The sequence below is a fragment of the Lentibacter algarum genome (assembly GCF_040580765.1).
Classification (GTDB): Bacteria; Pseudomonadota; Alphaproteobacteria; order Rhodobacterales; family Rhodobacteraceae; genus Lentibacter; species Lentibacter algarum.
In genome coordinates this window covers 202,800-221,809 of record NZ_CP158687.1, presented here as the reverse complement: position 1 = coordinate 221,809, position 19,010 = coordinate 202,800, and the positions used below count along the sequence as shown (strand labels likewise).

General features: G+C 56.5%; 16 protein-coding genes. 2 read left to right on the top strand and 14 right to left on the bottom strand.

Features of this window, described 5'->3' with window-relative positions; genetic code table 11:
• Window positions 1-16: 16 nt before the first annotated feature.
• The 4 genes from DSM117340_RS00970 to dapE all read right to left on the bottom strand — a co-directional run bounded on the left by DSM117340_RS00970 (window position 17) and on the right by dapE (window position 5,770).
• A complete protein-coding gene (locus DSM117340_RS00970; protein ID WP_245724328.1) occupies window positions 17-1,393 on the bottom strand; it encodes a lytic murein transglycosylase in 1,377 nt (458 codons plus the stop codon).
• A gap of 175 nt (window positions 1,394-1,568) precedes the next feature.
• Window positions 1,569-3,833, bottom strand: coding sequence for a ribonuclease R (rnr, locus tag DSM117340_RS00965; protein ID WP_089887127.1), 2,265 nt, complete (start codon window positions 3,831-3,833; stop codon window positions 1,569-1,571).
• 214 nt (window positions 3,834-4,047) lie between these two features.
• Window positions 4,048-4,629 (bottom strand): TIGR04282 family arsenosugar biosynthesis glycosyltransferase, encoded by a 582-nt coding sequence (locus tag DSM117340_RS00960; RefSeq protein WP_336433231.1) that lies wholly within the window; start codon window positions 4,627-4,629, stop codon window positions 4,048-4,050.
• The gene (gene dapE, locus DSM117340_RS00955; RefSeq protein ID WP_089887126.1) at window positions 4,619-5,770 is read right to left on the bottom strand and encodes a succinyl-diaminopimelate desuccinylase; all 1,152 of its coding nucleotides are present in this window, start codon (window positions 5,768-5,770) and stop codon (window positions 4,619-4,621) included. Before dapE ends, DSM117340_RS00960 begins: the two co-directional genes overlap by 11 nt.
• Window positions 5,771-6,058: 288 nt before the next feature.
• Between dapE and DSM117340_RS00950 the strand changes: the two genes are divergently transcribed.
• Both DSM117340_RS00950 and DSM117340_RS00945 read left to right on the top strand, forming a co-directional pair.
• The gene (locus DSM117340_RS00950) at window positions 6,059-7,639 is read left to right on the top strand and encodes a Hint domain-containing protein (RefSeq protein WP_089887124.1); all 1,581 of its coding nucleotides are present in this window, start codon (window positions 6,059-6,061) and stop codon (window positions 7,637-7,639) included.
• A gap of 6 nt (window positions 7,640-7,645) precedes the next feature.
• Complete coding sequence (locus DSM117340_RS00945; protein WP_089887123.1) at window positions 7,646-8,698, top strand: Hint domain-containing protein; 1,053 nt, start codon at window positions 7,646-7,648, stop codon at window positions 8,696-8,698.
• Here the strand turns inward: DSM117340_RS00945 and DSM117340_RS00940 are convergent.
• The 10 genes from DSM117340_RS00940 to DSM117340_RS00895 form a co-directional block, all read right to left on the bottom strand.
• The gene (locus DSM117340_RS00940) at window positions 8,695-9,381 is read right to left on the bottom strand and encodes an ABC transporter ATP-binding protein (protein ID WP_089887121.1); all 687 of its coding nucleotides are present in this window, start codon (window positions 9,379-9,381) and stop codon (window positions 8,695-8,697) included. The genes DSM117340_RS00945 and DSM117340_RS00940 overlap by 4 nt on opposite strands.
• Window positions 9,378-10,127: an ABC transporter ATP-binding protein gene (locus DSM117340_RS00935; RefSeq protein ID WP_089887120.1), complete on the bottom strand. Its 750-nt coding sequence runs from the start codon at window positions 10,125-10,127 to the stop codon at window positions 9,378-9,380. The genes DSM117340_RS00940 and DSM117340_RS00935 overlap by 4 nt, the downstream gene beginning before the upstream one ends.
• Window positions 10,120-11,103, bottom strand: a complete 984-nt coding sequence (locus DSM117340_RS00930) for a branched-chain amino acid ABC transporter permease (protein ID WP_089887119.1) — start codon at window positions 11,101-11,103, stop codon at window positions 10,120-10,122. Before DSM117340_RS00930 ends, DSM117340_RS00935 begins: the two co-directional genes overlap by 8 nt.
• Window positions 11,100-12,020: a branched-chain amino acid ABC transporter permease gene (locus DSM117340_RS00925; protein ID WP_089887118.1), complete on the bottom strand. Its 921-nt coding sequence runs from the start codon at window positions 12,018-12,020 to the stop codon at window positions 11,100-11,102. The genes DSM117340_RS00930 and DSM117340_RS00925 overlap by 4 nt, the downstream gene beginning before the upstream one ends.
• A gap of 46 nt (window positions 12,021-12,066) precedes the next feature.
• Window positions 12,067-13,209, bottom strand: coding sequence for an ABC transporter substrate-binding protein (locus tag DSM117340_RS00920; protein ID WP_089887117.1), 1,143 nt, complete (start codon window positions 13,207-13,209; stop codon window positions 12,067-12,069).
• A 342-nt stretch (window positions 13,210-13,551) separates the two neighbouring features.
• The gene (locus DSM117340_RS00915; RefSeq protein WP_089887115.1) at window positions 13,552-15,093 is read right to left on the bottom strand and encodes an acyl-CoA dehydrogenase family protein; all 1,542 of its coding nucleotides are present in this window, start codon (window positions 15,091-15,093) and stop codon (window positions 13,552-13,554) included.
• Window positions 15,090-15,962 (bottom strand): amidohydrolase family protein, encoded by an 873-nt coding sequence (locus tag DSM117340_RS00910; protein WP_089887113.1) that lies wholly within the window; start codon window positions 15,960-15,962, stop codon window positions 15,090-15,092. Before DSM117340_RS00910 ends, DSM117340_RS00915 begins: the two co-directional genes overlap by 4 nt.
• 10 nt (window positions 15,963-15,972) lie before the next feature.
• Window positions 15,973-17,781, bottom strand: coding sequence for a feruloyl-CoA synthase (locus tag DSM117340_RS00905; protein WP_354689833.1), 1,809 nt, complete (start codon window positions 17,779-17,781; stop codon window positions 15,973-15,975).
• Window positions 17,778-18,239: a MarR family transcriptional regulator gene (locus DSM117340_RS00900; protein WP_089887109.1), complete on the bottom strand. Its 462-nt coding sequence runs from the start codon at window positions 18,237-18,239 to the stop codon at window positions 17,778-17,780. The genes DSM117340_RS00905 and DSM117340_RS00900 overlap by 4 nt, the downstream gene beginning before the upstream one ends.
• 4 nt (window positions 18,240-18,243) lie before the next feature.
• Window positions 18,244-19,008, bottom strand: a complete 765-nt coding sequence (locus tag DSM117340_RS00895; protein ID WP_089887108.1) for a crotonase/enoyl-CoA hydratase family protein — start codon at window positions 19,006-19,008, stop codon at window positions 18,244-18,246.
• Window positions 19,009-19,010: the final 2 nt, after the last annotated feature.

The following is a 19,010-nucleotide window of genomic DNA, read 5'->3' as shown; positions in this document are numbered from 1 at the left end:
GAAAATCCGACCCCAATTACCGCCGCTTTACATGCTGCAAAAGCGCCTCGGAGGCATAACCATCCGCCACCAGCCCGTTGCGGCTCTGATAATCCTTGATCTGTGCCTTGGTATTCGGCCCGATCTTGCCATCGATCTTCTCGAGCGCATACCCTTTGCGCTTCAAATGGCGCTGCAGCTCTTTGGTCTCGTCTTCCGTCAGCGGCCGCTCACCGGGGCCAAAATTACCCTTGAGCGGCACACCACCCCGCAAACGGTCCGCCAGATGCCCGACACCAATCACATAGGCATCCGCCGCATTATAGCGCTCGATCGCACGGAAGTTTTTCTCGAAAATCATCAAAGCAAGTCCACGCCCGCCATCAGGAAAAAGGATCGACGCCGATCCATAATCCCGCACCGGCTGACCGTTCACATCCCTCACACCCAGCTTGGCCCAATCGCTAGGCATCTTCTGGGTTTTGCGGCTCGCGAGGCCACGGTTAAAGCCAGCAGGCAAACTCACTTCAACGCCCCAAGGCATCCCCTTCTGCCAGCCCGAACGCGCGAGATAGGCGGCCGTTGAAGCCAAGGCATCACTCGGATCATTGCTCCAGATGTCGCGCTTCCCATCGCCTGTAAAGTCCACAGCAAACAGCTCGTAAGACGTGGGGATAAACTGCGTATGCCCCATAGCACCGGCCCATGAGCCTTTCATATTGGCTGCCGTCGTATCGCCACGCTGCAAAATTTTCAGCGCCGCGATCAGCTGCTTGGTGAAAAAGTCGCGTCGCCGCCCGTCATAGGCCAGCGTCGCCATCGCCTCGATCACATTGTAATCGCCCTTTATGTCCCCATAAAAGCTTTCAAGCCCCCAGACCGCCGTGACAATCTCTTTTTCCACGCCGTATTTGCGCTCGATCGCCTCCAAAGTGCGGCGGTGCTTGCGCAACATTTTCTGTCCGTCAGAAACCCGTTTGTCAGAGGTCGCGTTCGACAGATATTCCCAAATCGTTTTGGTAAACTCGGCCTGATTTCCGTCGCTCTTGATCACATCGGTGTTGTACTGAATGCCACGAAAGGCTTGGTTGATCACCCGCTGGCTGATCCCTGCACTGGCTGCGCGCGGCTTAAAGCTCTCAACCCAGCGTTCAAATCCCGCATTGCGCGGATAGCTCTTCACCTCAAGAAGCGAAGCTTCAGCGGTGGCCTCAGAGCTCAAGTCAGCAGGGCGCAACACAGGTCGCAACGTCGGCTGCACCTTACTCACGCGCATGACAGAAACAACTTCTCCGCCCGTGCCCGAACCAGGGCGCATGACAGGGCGCAGTGATATGTCCACCGTGCCGCTCGCCGCCACAGAGCCCGAAAGCCCTGCCATCAATACTGAAAGTCCTAAATATCGTTGAAGCATTTTTGCCTCTTTCACTGCTCTCATGAAGCCTAACGCGAAACAGTCGTTTCCGAAAGAGAAACCCTCAAGCGCAGGTCCCCAACAAGCGAATGCTTGCCGCATGGAGAGATGCACTGCCTACATTCGGTTTCGCTGCGCGCAGTCGGCCCCAGAGGTTTTCTGGAAAGAGGAAAGCCTATTTGCGTTTGCGCTCGATCTTGCGTTTGGTTTTATCACCTTTGATCTTGGCTTTGACTTGAGCACGTTTGGGCGGCTTGCCCCGACCGCGTGGACCATTGCCACGGCCTTTATCGACGGCGCGGCCATCCAGCTCCAGAAGTTCAAGCACAATCCCCCCTGTGACAGGTGCGGCCTCGGCAAGCTTCACTTTCACGCGCAAGCCAAGGTTTATCTCCCGACGGGTCTCAGAGCCAATGAGCACACCGCGATCAGCGTCATAGTTGAAAAATTCGCGGCCCAGTTCGCGCATCGGCACAAGACCGTCTGCGCCCGTCTCGTCGAGTTTCACAAAAATACCAAAGCGCGCAATCCCGCTGACCTTGCCGTCAAAGGCCTCGCCCACCCGCTTGTTGAGATAAGATGCAAGGTAGCGATCTGTGGTGTCGCGCTCAGCCAGCATGGAGCGGCGCTCTGTCGCGGAGATATGCTGCGCCGTTTCGGTCAGATCGGCCTCATCCTCGGAGGTCAGCCCGTCATCGCCCCAGCCGTGACTCGAGACAAGCGCACGGTGCACGATCAGGTCGGCATAGCGGCGGATCGGCGAGGTGAAATGCGAGTAGGCTTTCAGCGCGAGGCCAAAGTGGCTGAAGTTCTCGGGCGAATAATAGGCCTGTGTCATCGAGCGCAATGTGCTCATGTTGATCAACTCGGCCTCTTCCATGCCCTCCGCCTGCTTGAGAAGCGTGTTGAGGTGCATCGTCTTGAGAACTTGCCCCTTGGCCAGCGTCAGCCCAGACGCCTGCGCCACTTCTCGCAAGGCATCAAGCTTCTCGGTGCTTGGCTCTTCATGCACACGAAACAGCTGCGCCGTCTTGCGCGCAATAAGCTCTTCTGCGGCACAAACATTGGCAAGCACCATGAACTCCTCGATCATACGGTGCGCATCAAGCCGCTCGGCATAATCAATCGAAACAACCTCGCCCTCGTCATTCAGCACAATCTTGCGCTCTGGCAGATCAAGCTCAAGCGGCTGGCGCACAGCCCGCGCCGTCCGAAGCGCATAGTAAGCCTCGTATAGCGGCGCGATGACCTCTTCCATCAAAGGCGCGCACTTCTCGTTTGGTGCGCCGTCCTGCGCCGCCTGTACCTCTTGATAGTTCAGCGACGCTGGCGATTTCATCAAACCACGCACAAAGCTATGGGAGAGTTTTGTCCCCTGCGCATCCACTTGCATCCGCAGCGCAATACAGGCGCGCGGCACCCCCTCATGCAAAGAGCACAAATCGCCGGACAAACGGTCAGGCAACATCGGCACAACCCGATCAGGGAAATAGCTTGAGTTGCCGCGCTTGCGCGCCTCACGGTCAAGCTGCGTGCCGGGGCGCACATAATGCGCCACATCCGCGATCGCGACCCAGATGATATGACCGCCTTTGTTCTTCGGGTCCGTATCCGCCTCGGCATAGCAGGCGTCGTCGTGGTCGCGCGCGTCATGCGGATCAATCGTAACGAGCGGCAGCTCACGCAAATCCTCGCGCCCTTTGAGCCCCGCGGGTTTCATCGCATCCGCCTCCGCTATCACAGCGTCAGGAAAACGATCAGGAATGCCATGTTGATGGATCGCAATAAGGCTCACAGCCCGCGGTGCCGACGGATCACCAAGTCGGTTGACAATCCGCGCCTTCGGCAGGCCCATGCGCGCCTTGGGGCCAATATAAGCCCCCTCCACAAGTTCTCCGTCCTTCGCTCCGTTCACAGAGCCCGCGTCAACGGTCCATTCCTTCTGCTCGCCCTTGTCGATCGGAAGAATACGCCCCCCGTCTGAGCCAGCACGGTAAATTCCGAGCACAAGCGTAGGGTTCGTCCCGATGCGGCGAATAAGACGGCCCTCATAAGCATAGGGCTCGCCTGTCACTTGCGTCAGCCGCGCAAGGATCTGATCACCCGCACCAAGAGCTGGGTCAGACGCCTTCGTGATCATCATGATCTTGGGCATGTCGCCCTCGCCCTGCCACTCCAGCGGCTCAGCCATCAAATCCCCGTCAGCGGTCGGCCCAGCCACACGCAAAACCGACACAGGCGAAAGCTTGTCACTGTCGCGGTAAGTCTTTTTGCGCCGCTTCAAGTGCCCTTCGTCTTCGAGCTCTTTCATGATGCGCTTAAGATCAATCCGCCGCGCGCCTTTGATGCCAAAAGCTTTGGCAATATCACGCTTTGCAGTCTGGGTCGGGTTCTCGGAAATCCATGTGAGGATTTCCTCTTTCGAAGGGAGCTTGTTCATAGCTCTTCCGCTATCATGCCCTTATGGGGAAGGGAATATTTACCTTCTCTTCACAAATTGCCTAACGCACCGAGCGGCGCACGCTGGCTTATCTAATTTTCTCTTAACAAAAACACGTTTCAGGCGGTGCACGCTTTGTGCACGGGTTGTGCACGCATATCACCCCCCTAGAATCAGAGCCGCTTAAACCCCGTTAACCCTCTGGCGCGCAGGGCTAAGGCTTTGGTAAGTCGCGCGCCGTGTCGACATCAGACAGCTCCGCCACAAGCCCGCAGGACTGCCCCTGAAGGGTTGCAAGACAGTCTGACAGCGTCTGTGCAGAAGACCACCTCACCCCCTCAAAAAGCTGCGGCGGAAGGGGGCGCGTGCGGCGAAACCCCGTGAGCCAAAAGCCCCCGTCGGTGGCAGGTCCAAAGACTGCTTCATGGCGTCCCAGCGCCGCGAAAGCCTCTGAAATATGCGCCTTTTCTACGCTTGGGATATCCCCGCCAATCAGACAGGCCCGCCCCTTGGGCAGCGCCTCGAATGCCCCTCGCATCCGCGCACCCAAGTCACCCTGACCTTGTGAAATCCGTGGGAAATGTAGGGGCCAGACACTGCTCTCCAAAGCCGTGTCTGGAGCCACGCTTAACCATATCTGCCAGCGCGGATCATCAAGCCGCCTCAGCAAACTTCGGACCTGATGACGAAACCACCATGCTGCCGCGACACGGCCAATATCCTTGGCCAAGCGCGTCTTGACCCGCCCCGCAGCAGGGAATTTTACCATCACAATGAGGTGCTGATCAGCCTGCAAAATAGTCGCTCAAGATGCGTTTGTAGATCGCTTTTAACTCGTGAATCTGTGCTGTCTCAACGCGTTCATCCACCTGATGCATCGTCTTTCCAACAAGCCCAAACTCCACAACAGGGCAATGATCCTTCACAAAGCGCGCATCGGATGTGCCGCCGGTCGTGGACATCTCAGGCCTGCGTCCTGTCACAGCCTCAACACTTTTCGCCACAAGCGCCGACAGTGCACCAGGCGGCGTGATGAAGCTTTCACCCGAAATTTTTACTTTCATATCAATACCTACGCCAAATGCATCGCGCACCTTAGCCGCTTCGCCCTCGAGCCAAGCCGTGAGGCTCGCGCCCGTGTGACTGTCATTGAAGCGGATATTCACACAGGCACGGCTCTGCGCAGGAATCACATTTGTCGCGCCATTGCCCGTATCGATCGTGACAACAGCAAGCGTCGAGGCATCAAAATGCTCCGTGCCTTGGTCAAGCTCGGCACTCGCCAAACTGTCCATCAAACGCACCATTGCACTCAGCGGGTTATTGGCGCGGTGCGGATAGGCCGAGTGGCCCTGAACGCCCGTCACGGTAAACCAAGCCGTCATGCTCCCGCGCCGCCCGATCTTCATCATCTCGCCCATCTCATTGGGACATGTTGGCTCACCAACAAGGCAGACATCCATGCGCTCGCCCGCTTTTTGCATATGCTCCAGAAGCGCAGTTGTGCCGTCTACGGCGTCGCCCTCCTCATCGCCCGTAATGGTCAGGATCACGGCACCATCTGGAGGTGTGTCTTGGACAAACTCGATAGCAGCAGCGGCAAAGGCAGCAACGCCTGACTTCATATCAGTCGCGCCGCGCCCCCAGATCATCCCGTCTTTTTCCACGGCGCCGAAAGGCGGCACGCTCCACGCGGCTTCATCGCCCACAGGCACAACATCCGTATGGCCATTGAAGCCGAACGACTTGTTTGCGCCCCGCGCCCCCCAGCGCGCAAAAAGATTGCTCACCTCGCCACGGTCCGCACGCGTGCACTCAAAGCCCGCCTCGGAGAGCAGCGCTTCAAGCAGCGTGAGTGCGCCGCCCTCATCAGGCGTTACCGAAGCGCATTGTATAAGAGATTTTGTCAGCTCTGCCGCGTCTACCTGAGAAGCCATAATTTCCGCCTTTCGCCATTTCGGTGCACACAACACTACATATCGTGGCTTTTGCGCCGCCGCAAACAACAGACCGCCGCAAATTTGCCACGTTTGTGTTGCGATAGCGCCTTAATCACTTAACAGGTGCAAATTTTTCGTGTTAACCTTTTGGTAATAATAAACCAGAGGCAAAGCAGGTGCGCAGGGTCATCAGACCCTGATCATCCACAGAGCGAAAAACGCCAACGATATCTGTATCTTACAGATCCGTACCGTCCGCTTTTCCCTGAAAGAGGCAGTAGTAGTATGGTCGCGGCGTCAGAATTGCCGATCAACACGAGTGCGTCCGCCATGCAAATGGCGCAGACGATTTTCGGAGACGGGGCAACCGTGTCCAGCGCGTCCTATTCGGGCAGCAACTACTCGTCAGGCATCTATTCCAACGGCGATTCAGTCGCCTCCGGTGTCACCCCTGGAGACACGGGCGTAATCCTCTCCACAGGTCGCGCCACCGACTTCACAAACTCAAGCGGTTCCTCCAACCAAAGTAACTCGACCAGCACCAACACTGGCGGGGCAAACAACCTCGCGGACTTCAACGCCGCTGCAAACGCGCGCACTTATGACGCCTCATATCTCGACGTCGATTTCGTACCCACAGGCAGCGTGATGACCATGCAATTTGTGTTTTCGTCCGAGGAATACCCAGAGTATGTAAACTCACTCTATCAGGATTTTATCGGCGTCTGGGTCAACGGTAGCTTTGTTGATATTAGCATCGGGAATGGCGATCTGGACCCCGGAAACATCAACCAAGGCAACAACGAAAACCTCTACGTCGACAACACTAATGACGATTACAATACCGAAATGGACGGCTTCACCGTCACCATGACGCTCACAATGAATGTCAATCCAGGGGTCACCAACTCGATCCGTATAGGCATCGCCGACGTGCTCGACAGCAGCTATGACTCTAATCTTCTGATCGCCGCCGACAGCGTTCAAACTGTGCTGATCGCAAACGATGACGCGTATCATCTCGCCGATCCCAACCAAGTCAAAATCATTGACGTTCTGGACAACGATATCCGCCCAAGCGGCGCGACTCTCACGATCACCCACATCAATGGCGTCGCCGTCACAGCTGGCAGCACGGTCACTCTCACCACAGGTCAAACCGTTCAGCTCAATGCCGACGGCACCTTTACGCTCACCGCAGACACCAACGCCGAAGCCTTCAACTTCACCTATACAATCGATGATGGAACCAACACCGATGTTGGCTATGTCATCATCGACGCAGTCCCCTGTTTCGTGCGCGGCACGGCCATCCTGACAGAGCGGGGCGAAGTGAACGTCGAAGACCTACAGATCGGCGACATGGTTCAAACCCGCGACAATGGCTTCCAAGCAATCCGCTGGATGGGCAACCGCACCACAGCTGCCCGCGGCAAGCACGCACCAATCCGCATTCGAGCAGGCACATTTGGCGCCCACAAAGAACTTTGGCTCTCACCACTCCATCGCGTGCTGATCCGCGATTCACTCGCTGAACTTCTCTTCGGAGAATACGAGGTGCTTGTTGCCGCCCGTGACCTTGTAAATGACAAGTCCGTCACGGTGGTTGAGGGTGGCACAGTCGAATATTTCCACCTGCTCTTTGATCAACATGAGGTGATTTACTCCGAAGGCCTGCCCACCGAGAGCTTCTTGCCAGGGCCACAGCTTGCTGACAGCTTCGAAGAAGAAATCGCCGCTGAAATTTATGAGTTGTTCCCCGAGATCGATCCTGCAACAGGACTTGGCTACAGCCCAGCAGCGCGCCGTACACTGAAGCCCTTTGAGGCCCAGTTGCTCAGCGCTGCAGAAGCCAAGGTCGCCTAGACGCAGATGGCTTGGTTCGCCATCTCCGATACCGACCGCCAACACTTCGGCTGGTCTGAGGCACAAGGGTTTCTGGCCCGTGGAAGCCTCGTGGTCGAAACCCGCCTCTCAACCGATGATCGCCCCCAGACGCTCCTGTCTTTCCGCGAGCGCTTCCCGTGGGAACGCAGCCTATCGCTGCAAGCCATACCAGGCGGCGGCATTATTCTGATCACCTCCCAGCAAGGCGAAAGCTCACACATCGCACTTGATCTGGACGCCTCCGAGCGCTCGGACCTCTTGCGCATCACATATAGCTGGGATGCCCCCGCCCGCTGGGGCCGCTTGGCAATAGAGCGGCCTGAGCGCGGCTCTGTTCGCTCGGTCTTAGCCCCACGCCCGCGCCCTCTCTGGCTCGATGACATCAAAACCATGACGCTCTCTCACAAACTGATCCAACTGGACAGTGATGTAGAATTTTTTGCGTTTTCAGACGAGATAGAGCCGCTTGGCCCAATGCCAAGTCTCACAGCCAATGTCCCGCTACTGGCCCAAGGCGAGTATCGCCCTGTCGCTCAGCTGATGCGCGGCGACCTCGTCCATACGCTCGAGCACGGCCTTGTGCCCATCCTGGCCCATGTCTCACGGACCGTGCCTGCGCGCGGCAGCTTCCGCCCTGTGCGCCTACGAGCGCCCTACTTTGGGCTGCAAAAGGATATCATCGTAGCCCCCGACCAAAAGCTTGTCGTGAGCAAGCCAATGGTAGAATACATGTTCGGCTGCGAAGCGGTGCTTGTACCGGCACGCCACCTCGTCAACGGCACCTCGGCGATCTGGCATGATCTTGATCTGACGACTACCTACCACCAGCTTGTTCTCCCCGAACACGAGACTTTGCTCGCTGCAGGCTCGGCCCTTGAAAGCCTGTTTATCGGACGGATCAGACGCAAGCCAGACCACCACGACCAGAGCCTTCTCAGCCCGTTATCGCGGGCCCACCTGCCAGAGCACATGCTCTCGGCACACCCGGTCTTGCGCCCATTTGAAGCAATCACATTGGTTGAGCAGTCAGCCGCTTAAACGCCCAAATGCGCCTGGGTAATGTCATCAGACAAATCCATCATCGCTCCGCGCCAAACAGAGCGCCCCCGCTCAAGGATCACAGCGCTATCGCAAACACCACGCAGCTCCTTCACGGACTTGTCGATCACTAGAATAGACAGCCCCGTCTGCGCCTTAAGTGAGCCTACAGCCGACCAAATTTCCTGACGGATGATCGGTGCAAGCCCTTCTGTGGCCTCATCCAGAATAAGCAGGCGCGGATTTGTCATCAAAGCCCGCCCAATCGCAAGCATCTGCTGCTCTCCACCCGAAAGGGATGCTGCACGCTGATCTTTGCGCTCCGCAAGCCGAGGGAAAAGCGCAGTGACACGAGACATATCCCAGTGACCCTTGCGCGCAGCCGCAACCAAATTCTCCTCGACAGTCAGCGAAGCAAAACAACGCCGACCCTCAGGCACAAGCCCGATCCCAAGCCTCGCGGCCCGATGGCTTGGAAGGCGCGCAAGATCGTGGCCATCAAAGACAATCTGCCCCTGCGCGGGCAACATACGACAGATGCACTTTACCGTCGTGCTCTTGCCCATGCCATTGCGCCCCATTAGCGCCATGACTTCTCCCTCAGACAGCTTAAGAGAAACACCAAACAGCGCTTGGCTGACACCATAAGAGGCAGAAACTTTGGAGAGCGTCAAAAGGCTCATGACTCCTCCCCCAAATAGGCTTCGCGCACCTCCCGGTTTGCACGGATATCATCGACTGTGCCGGTCGCAATCACACGGCCATAGACCAAAACGCTGATGCGATCCGCCAGCGCAAAAACGGCGTCCATATCATGCTCGACAAGCAAGATAGGAGCCTCCTGCTTTAGCTCCGATAGAAACCCAGTGAGCCGTTGGCTGCCTTCCATGCCAAGGCCCGCCATAGGCTCATCCATCAGGAATGCTTTTGGCGACAGGGTCAACGCCACAGCAACTTCAAGTTGGCGGCGCTGCCCGTGGCTTAATTCGGCTGTGCGCATGTTGCGAAAGTCCTCTAGCCCCACACGCTCCAACGCCGCATCTGCCCGCGCAACAAGTGATTTGTCCTTCAAGGCAGGAGTCCAAAAACGCCATGGCCGCCCGCTTGCACCCAGCGCCCCAAGCACCGCATTTTGCAAAACAGTGTCTTCCATCGCCAAGGCCGAAATCTGAAACGTCCGCCCCAAGCCCGCCTTGGCACGTGCGCGTGCACTCAGCCCTGTCACATCCCTTCCCATCAGCTCCACACGCCCCACATCAGGCTCGAGCGTGCCACAAATCTGTGCAATCAGCGTGGACTTCCCCGCCCCGTTCGGTCCGATAATCGCGTGAATTTCGCCAGCCCGCAGATCAAGCGAAATATCCTCACTTGCCTTGAGCGCTCCAAAAGACTTGCTGAGCCCATAGGTTGACAGAACCGCCTCAGACATCGCTGCGCTCCCGCCCTGCAATCATCCCGATAATCCCGCCACGTCCGAAGAGTACGATCAGCAACAAAAGCAAACCAAGATAGACATGCCAATAGTCGCTCAATCCCCCGAGCCAATGCTCAAGCCCGACAAAGATAAGCGCGCCAGCCACAGGTCCGAAAAGCCGTCCAACCCCTCCAATGATGATAAACACCATAATCTCGCCAGATAGCTGCCAGCTAAACATCGTTGGGCTAACAAAGCGGTTGAGGTCAGCAAAGAGCGCTCCAGAAAGACCTGTGATCGCCCCCGAAATCACAAAAGCTACAAGCTTGAGGCGTATCCCGTTCAATCCCACAGTTTCGACTCGTTGCGGAACCTGCCGCACTGCCCCAAGCGCCAAACCAAAAGGCGACTTCGCCAGCCTATGAGCCACAAAAAGTGCCAAACTTAAGATCGCAAGGCAGATGCCATAGAACTGGATCGGATCAAGAGTGTTCAGCCCAGGGAAACCATTGCGCACATAGATAGAGAGCCCGTCTTCGCCCCCATAAGCGGACCAGCTGATCGCGAAATAATAAAACATCTGCCCAAAAGCGAGCGTGATCATGATGAAGTAAACGCCCCCTGTGCGCAGTGAAAGCACCCCGATCAGCAGGGCAGCTAACGTTGAGACAAGTATCGCAACAAGCCAGATGACTGGCATCGACTTTGTGCCCTCGATAAGAAGTGGCGCCTCCAAAAGCGGCGTATATGTCTGAGCATGATAGGCCAGAATGCCCATAGCATAGCCGCCAAGCCCAAAGAAAACGGCATGTCCAAAGCTCACTAGGCCCCCAAGGCCAAGCGCGATATTGAGGCCAACAGCGGCCAGCGCAAAAATAGCTGCACGCGTCATTAGGGTGATGGTGAAAGGCTCATCCGTCCAAACCGCCCAAACAGGCAACACCACGAGGATCGCAAAGATGGTGGCATTGAGATAGCGCTCCTGCATCATGCCCGCACCCCGTAAAGGCCTGTTGGCCGCCAGATCAGAACCGCCCCCATCAGAATATAGATCGCCATAGAAGCCAGCGATGACCCAACGGATGACGCGGCCGCAGGGGTCATGAAAAGCCCGAAGAACTGGGGCAAGAAGACCCCGCCCAGAGTATCTGTCAATCCGACCAAAAGCGCGCCAACCAGAGCGCCTTTGATAGAGCCAATGCCGCCAATCACGATCACGACGAAAGCAAGGATCAAGACAGGCTCGCCCATCCCGACCTGAACCGACTGGATCGCACCAACGAGTGCGCCCGCAAGACCCGCAAGGGCAGCCCCAAGCGCAAAAATGAGTGTGTAGAGCCGTGAGATATCAACTCCCAAGGCAGCAATCATTTCACGGTCGTTTTCACCTGCCCGAATTTGAATTCCGATACGCGTACGCGTGATCATGAGGCCAAGCCCCGCCGCCACAAACAAACCAGCACCAATCAGAACAAGCCGATACAGTGGATATTCTATGCCACCAGGCAGACTGACAGGGCCACTTAAATAGGGGGGAATTTGCAAGAAGAGCGGGAACGAACCAAACATCCAGCGCGTCCCTTCAGAGAAGATCAAGATAAGAGCAAATGTTGCCAGAACCTGATCAAGATGATCCTTGTCGTATAGCCGACGTATCACCAGAAGCTCGATCAAAGCCCCTGCGGCTGCCGCAGCAGCCATCGCAGCGGCGAGCGCAAGCACAAACGAACCAGTCGCCCCCGCGACAGCCGCTGCAGCAAAAGCACCGACCATATAAAGCGAGCCATGGGCAAGGTTGATTAAGCCCATCACGCCAAAGATGAGCGTGAGACCAGCGGCCATAAGAAACAGCATGATGCCAAACTGAAGCCCGTTCAGCACCTGTTCTGCAATGAGGATAAAAGACATGCGCTTTGCAAACTGGCCGCGCCCGTCAAGACGCGGCCAAAGTCACTTACATTTTGCAATCAGCCGCATAAGCGTCTGCGTGGTTTTCCAGAGCAGGACCGATCAGCTTGTTTGTGTAGACGTCCCCCTCTTTAACAACTTCGCGCGCGTAAATCGTCTGGATAGGGTGATGATTGTTGCCAAACTTGAAGTCACCGCGTGTGCTGGCAAATTCAGCAGCTTTGAGAGCAGCCCGGAAGGCGTCTGCATCACTTACATCTGCTTTTTCCAGAGCAGAGATCAACAGGTTTGCTGTGTCAAATCCCTGACTCGCATAGAGCGAAGGCAAACGGCCAAACTCAGCTTGGAAGCTTTCAACGAAAGCAGCATTGGTGGCATTGTCGAGGTCTTTGTTCCACTGCGAGGTGTTTACAACGCCAAGAGCGGCATCCCCGACAGCTTGCAAGATACCTTGATCAAACGAAAAGGCAGGGCCGACAACAGGCAAGTCTACGCCCGAGTCTGCATATTGCTTCAAAAACGCAATTCCCATCCCACCGGGCAGGAAGAAGAAGACAGAATCCGCACCACTCGCACGGATTTGGGCAATCTCTGCTGCATAATCGGTTTGGCCAAGCTGAGTGTAAATTTCGCCTGCAAGCTCGCCTTTAAAGAAGCGCTTGTAGCCTGTCAGAGCGTCCTGCCCAGCTGGATAGTTCGGCGCAAGAATAAAGGTTTTACCGTATCCAGCCGAGTTGGCATATGCCCCAGCCGCTTCGTGGAGGTTATCGTTTTGCCATGCAACGTTGAAATAGTTTTGATGACAGCCTTTGCCCGCAAGCGCGGAGGGGCCAGCATTGGGCGACAGGTAAAACTTGCCCTGCGCCGTCACCGAAGGGATCACCGCCATCGCGAGGTTTGACCAGATGATGCCCGTCATGACATCAACCTTTTCTGACTGCACCATCTTATCCGCAAGCTGCACAGCCACATCAGGTTTGCGCTGATCGTCTTCGATAACAACTTCGATGTCGTTCCGGCCTGACTGCTTGATCGCGAGCATAAATCCGTCGCGCACATCAATTCCAAGGCCCGCGCCACCGCCCGAAAGCGTTGTGATCATGCCAACTTTAGTTTCAGCAATGGCCGCTCCAGCAAGGCTCAGGCCTGCGACAAGCGCGGCTCCCAGCTTCAAAGTGGTTCTTTTCATTTTCATCTCCCTGATTTGCGCCACATCACCCGCCCTGTCGGTTGGCGGACTGCACAGCTGCTTTTTATGGGTCAGAGCTTCCCGCGAATCCCTAGGAATTGGAAGCACTTTTTCAGGTGTGAACGATTTAGGCACAACACTTACAGAAGCGCCGCTCAGCCTGATACGCACCCCAAAAACAAAAAAACCGCAGGCATATCTGCGAATTTTTTCACCTTTGACTTCGGGAGAGAGCGACAGTCACACTAAACACGATCCGAACTGTGCAATTTGAACAATCACTCCATGAGGCAGAAAGCTCGCACACTCTGCAACACGAGGAAATGACCACACTTAGCAGCCTTATGCCGATCGGTTGCTACACAAGCGTTCCAAACGGGCCCCATCGGGGTGGTGTGATTTGTTGTGATCAAGGTTTGCCCAAATACAGGCAAGCAGGGCCTTGATACTCGCTTGCAAGAAGTCCTCAGCCAGAACAGAAGGGTCCTTGGCATTTAATACGCCCTCACGAGTGGTGTGCCAAAGCTCCAAAAGCATGACCGCCTTTTCGCTCGATAGACGGCTTGCTTCTTTTTGCATATAGCTGGCAAAAGCGTCTCCCGCTGCACTGCCTGCAAGGCGCGTTGCCATCATACGAGCATGAATACCGTTGGTCCCTTCGTAGATCGCGGTGATACGTGCGTCGCGATAGGTCTGTTCGATCCGATATTCGCGCAAGTAACCATAGCCCCCAAGAACCTGCATCCCCAGCTCTGCTGCGCGCATGCCTGCTTCGGTACAATAGACCTTCGCCAAAGGTGTCAGAAACTCAACAAGCGCAGAATTGTCACCACGTTCCATCGTCACACAGGCCAAATGGGCAATTGCACGCGCGCCCAATGCGAGCCGATCGATCTCATCGATCATGCGGCGTACATCGGCATGCTGGTCGATGGTGACAGGCGCGCCCTCAGGGCTGCGTCCTTGCTGCCGTTCGGCAGCATAACTGGCCGCAATATCATAGGCCCGCGCCGCATGTGCAACGCCCTGAAGGGCGACGTCGGTGCGCGCGTGGTTCATCATAGCGAACATCGCAGCGAGACCTTGCCCCTCTTCACCGACCAGTTCGGCCTCGGCATTGTCAAAAGCCAACTGGCACGTCGGTGACGCATGCAGGCCCATCTTTTCCTCGATCCGCGTAACCGTAACCGCGTTGCGGCTGCCATCACTGCGCGTGCAGGGACAAAGAAACAAGGACAACCCCTTAACGCCGTTATCGGAGGTGCGTGCCAGAACGAGATGCAGGATACGCTCTGACATGTCCTGATCACCGCCCGAGATGAATATCTTCTCGCCAGAAATCCGCCAGCCGTCGCCCGTCTGTTCGCCACGGCAACGGATGCGGCCAAGGTCAGACCCCGCACCTGGCTCGGTGAGGCACATGGTGGGCAGCATCTCCCCCGCTGCCAGCTGGGGCATGATCTTTGCGCGCTGATCCTCGGTTCCGAAGCGTTTCAGGACCCGCACCGCGCCTGGCACAAGACCAGTGACCATCTGCAATGAGTGGTTGGCTCCTGAAAATATTTCGGATGTCACGGCCAACATGAGCGCGCCCATACCTTGCCCGCCATAGGCTTCGGGCACCGTCAGGGCAGGCCAGCCTTGCGCGCAATAGGCTTGATAGATGGTCGCAAAACCATCAGGCATTTTCACGCGCCCGTCCTCAAGGCGGCAACCTTGAACGTCACCCACTTCATCAAGCGGAGCAATCTCGCCTTCAGCAAATGCAGCAAAATGCTGCCCGATCTCGCGAGCGAAATCAGCGTCATAGTCAGATATCTCTTCTGCTCCAGCCACACGAAGCGAGAACAGGATGTCTTCCAGCGGGGCTTTGAATGGCTTCATGCCAGACCCAGCAGCCGCGCTGCATTGCCCTTGATGATGTCTTCGCGCAAGTGATCCTTGATCGCGATTTTCTCAAAATCCGAGAGCCAGCGCTCGGGTGTGATCATCGGCCAGTCCGAGCCAAACAGCACCTTCTTCTTCAGGATGGAGTTGCAATATTTCACCAGAATTTCGGGGAAATACTTGGGGCTCCAGCCCGAGAGGTCAATGTAGACATTGGGTTTGTGCTGCGCCACGGCCAACGCCTCTTCCTGCCAAGGGAAAGACGGGTGGGCAAGGATGATCTTCAGCTCGGGAAAGTCGACAGCAACATCATCCATATACATCGGGTTCGAATATTTCAGACGCATCCCGTTGCCACCAGGCATACCGCTTCCCACGCCAGTTTGCCCTGTGTGGAACAGTGCGATACCGCCCTCTTCGGCAATCGCCTCATAGAATGGATAAGCCATACGGTCGTTGGCGAAAAACCCCTGCATTGTCGGGTGGAACTTGAATCCTTTGACTCCGTACTCACGCATCAGACGCTTGGCCTCGCGCACAGCCATTTTGCCTTTCCACGGGTCGATCGAAGCGAACTGGATCAACACATCACTGTTCTCGGAAACGGCCTCATAGACCTCGTCGTTGTTATAGCGGCGATAGCCCGTTTCACGCTCAGCATCGACAGGAAAGATCACCGCTGCGATGTTTTGCTCACGGTAGTGCTGGGCTGTTTGATGGATCGTTGGCGGGTGGCTCCATGGTGCACCAAAATAGCTGGCCATGGTTGACTGCAGATCATCATATCCATCATCCGAATGGCAGCCGCAGGGCTCTTCTGCATGGGTGTGAATGTCGATGGCGCGAACTTTGGATAGGTCTACCATAATCTGTCTCCTAGAGAGTGGTGACGGCCGGATCGGCCTCAGCATAAAGGCGTTTGAGAAGGTCAGCGCGGCGCGCCAGAACCTTGCGGAAGTTGAGGTTGCCCTTGGCGGTCATCTCGCCGTCAGGCATGGAGGCTGGCTCAGAAAGCACAATGGCACGGGCGACGCGTGTCGAGCTGCTTACGCCCGTCGCTGCATGGGCTGCTAAACGACGGTGAACCTCTCCCAGCAACAAGGGACAACGGTAAGCGCCGGCCTCCTCTTCAAGTTGGAAGCCTTCGGCCTCCAATTCAGTTGCGTTCGGGAAGATCATGACACCTATCTCGCTCTTGTCGGCGCCTGTCACCACAAGGTCTGACGCCAGCGGCGACAAGGCAGCCAATATGTCGATGCGAAGCTGTGCCGCGCGCACCCATGTGCCGGTGAGAAGTTTGAAATCCTCCGAAATTCGCCCATCAAACTTCATGCCTTTGCTGGGGTCGTTCGGCTCTACAAAGCGCATCGCGTCGCCGGTGATGAAGAACCCCTCGTCATCAAAGGCTTCGGCTGTTTTCTCTGGCGCTTCAAAATAGCCAGGCATGAGGTTGGGTCCCTTCACCCGGACTTCGCAGCGCATTTCCCCATCCGGAATGAGTTTGGCTGTCACACCGTTCAAAGGAACACCAACAACGCCTGAGTTCTCGGTCGGCTCATGCTGGAGCATCATGGCAGGCGCGGTTTCCGTGAGCCCCCATGAAGACGTAATCAAAGGTACCTCGCCCTTTGTTTCGACCGCCATTTTCTCAAAGCCTTGCCAAATATCTTGCGGCAACGAAGCGCCAGCGTAGAAAATCATGTCGAGGTCTTCAAAAAAGCGTTGACGCAGGCCTGCGTCTTTGCGCAATGCGCCAAGCAACATCGAGAACCCGACAGGCACATTGAAACAAAGCGTGCCCGTGATGAGCGAAAGGTTTTCGACGGTGCGCCCGAACAGGCCTTTGACGGGCTTACCGTCATCAATGTAGAGACTCCCGCCATTGGCCAGCATCATGTTGAAGTTATGCGAGCCGCCAAAGACGTGGTTCCAGGGCAGCCAATCAACAATGCGTGGCGGACGGGCCCGCAAAAACGGCATGGCATCAGAGAGTTGCACTTGGTTGGCACACATCATGCCTTGCGTGGTCATCACGGCCTTAGGGCTGGATGTAGACCCCGATGTCATGAGAAGTTTTACCACGCTATCAGGGCCGACTTTTGCGCGCGCTACATCTACATCCGCACAATCTCCTTTGAGCAGATCTGCAAAGGGCGTGGTCTTCGCGTCAGCGCGCGTGGCGATCACCTCGATATCCACCAGAGCGTCAAGCGCCAGAGCTTCACTGTATTGGGTTGCATCAACCACATAGGCCATGCGCGGGCGTACCAGCTCAATCGCGTGGCGCAAACGACCGTGCGCACCGTGAATCAGCGAATATTGCTCGGCCACGGGGACCGTAGGGATGCCAACATACTGTGCGGCCAGCGCCAGCAAACCGTGATCCACCCCATTGCCTGACATGATCAAGATTGGTGTGTCAGGCCCCATGCCACGCCCCAGCAGAGACGATGCGATTGCCCGCACTTTTTCCAGGGTTTCGGCATAGCTTTCCGCGCGCCATCCGGCGCCATGGCGCTCGGCGATGAAGATATTGTCAGGCGTCTGCTGGGCCCAGCTGTGAAGCCAATCGCCAGTGGTATTTGCCACCTCACTCAGGGGCTCGGCAGAGCGCAGAAGGATTGTGCCATCGGCTCTGTTCTCGCGGATCACATTGTGTGGCTTGAAATTCGTCGTACGTTTCATGCGCCTCTGACCTTCGACAGAATGGCAACCATCTCGGAGCGCATGTCACCGTTGAGCCCGGCAAAGAGCTTGGCTTCATGCGTCTCGACAGCTGCAACAGCCTGACCGCACAGACGGCGTCCTTGAAGCGTTGGGACCAAGGCATAAGCCCGACGATCCGTCGGAACGCGGGTACGGTTGATCAGCTCGCGGCGCTCTAGCTCATCAACGATCACCACGATATTGGGGCGCTCCACGTCCATCGCAGCAGCCAGTTGCGCCTGACTCAGGCCAGGGTTGTCGCAGATCAGAACCAAGGCCGTATAGGTCAACATGCGCAACTCAAACGGCTTCAGCGTGGCGACCAGATCAGCCTGCACAACGTTGAAGGCACGCTTCATGTGATAGCCCAAAAAACGGCGCAAGGTGTCATCGCTTACTGTTGTGGGCGGTGTAATGGTTTGCTCAGGTTGACTCATGAGATCACCGGAATTTTGGCGCGCGCTTTTCAAGGAAAGCTTTCAAACCTTCCTCGGCGTCGGGCGTGGTTTGTGACAAGGCTGCGGCGAGACTTTCGGTAAAGAGTCCGTCGGATTGCGACATGTCATTGATACGTGGAATGGCCTGAATCATCAGATAGTTTGACAGCGGCGCATTGCGCGCGATCTTGCCAGCCAGCTCTTGCGCAAGGGCCAGTGCCGCTCCGTTAGCAACAGAGTAATGCGCCAAACCCAAAGAGACACCGTCATCAGCCCCATACTTGCGCCCCGTCAGCATCATTTCTGTCATCCGGTCCGCGCCAAGCAAGCGGCCCACATTGGCCGTGGCCCCGCCACCCACAAAAATACCGCGCCGCCCTTCGGGCAGCTGGAAAATCGTGGAGGCTTCAGCAATGCGAACATGTGTGGCCGCGGCAAGCTCAAGCCCGCCACCAATGACCGCACCGAACAGCGCCGAGACCGTTGCTAGACCACCAAGCCTGATTTGGTCCATCAGCTTATGCCAGTTGCGCGAATGGTAGAGATTTTCTTCTGCCGAACGATGAACATGCTCTGCCAGATCAAGACCTGAACAAAAATGTCCTTCTATCCCCGTGAGGATCACCACACGCACGCCTTCAGGCGGGTTGAAATAGAAGCCTTCCAGCGCTCCGAGCAGCTCTTCGCACATCGCGTTGCGCTTTCCCGGCCGGTTCATCGTCAGAGTGGCAAGCTGCCCCTCAATCTCAATTTTCAAAATATCCGACATGG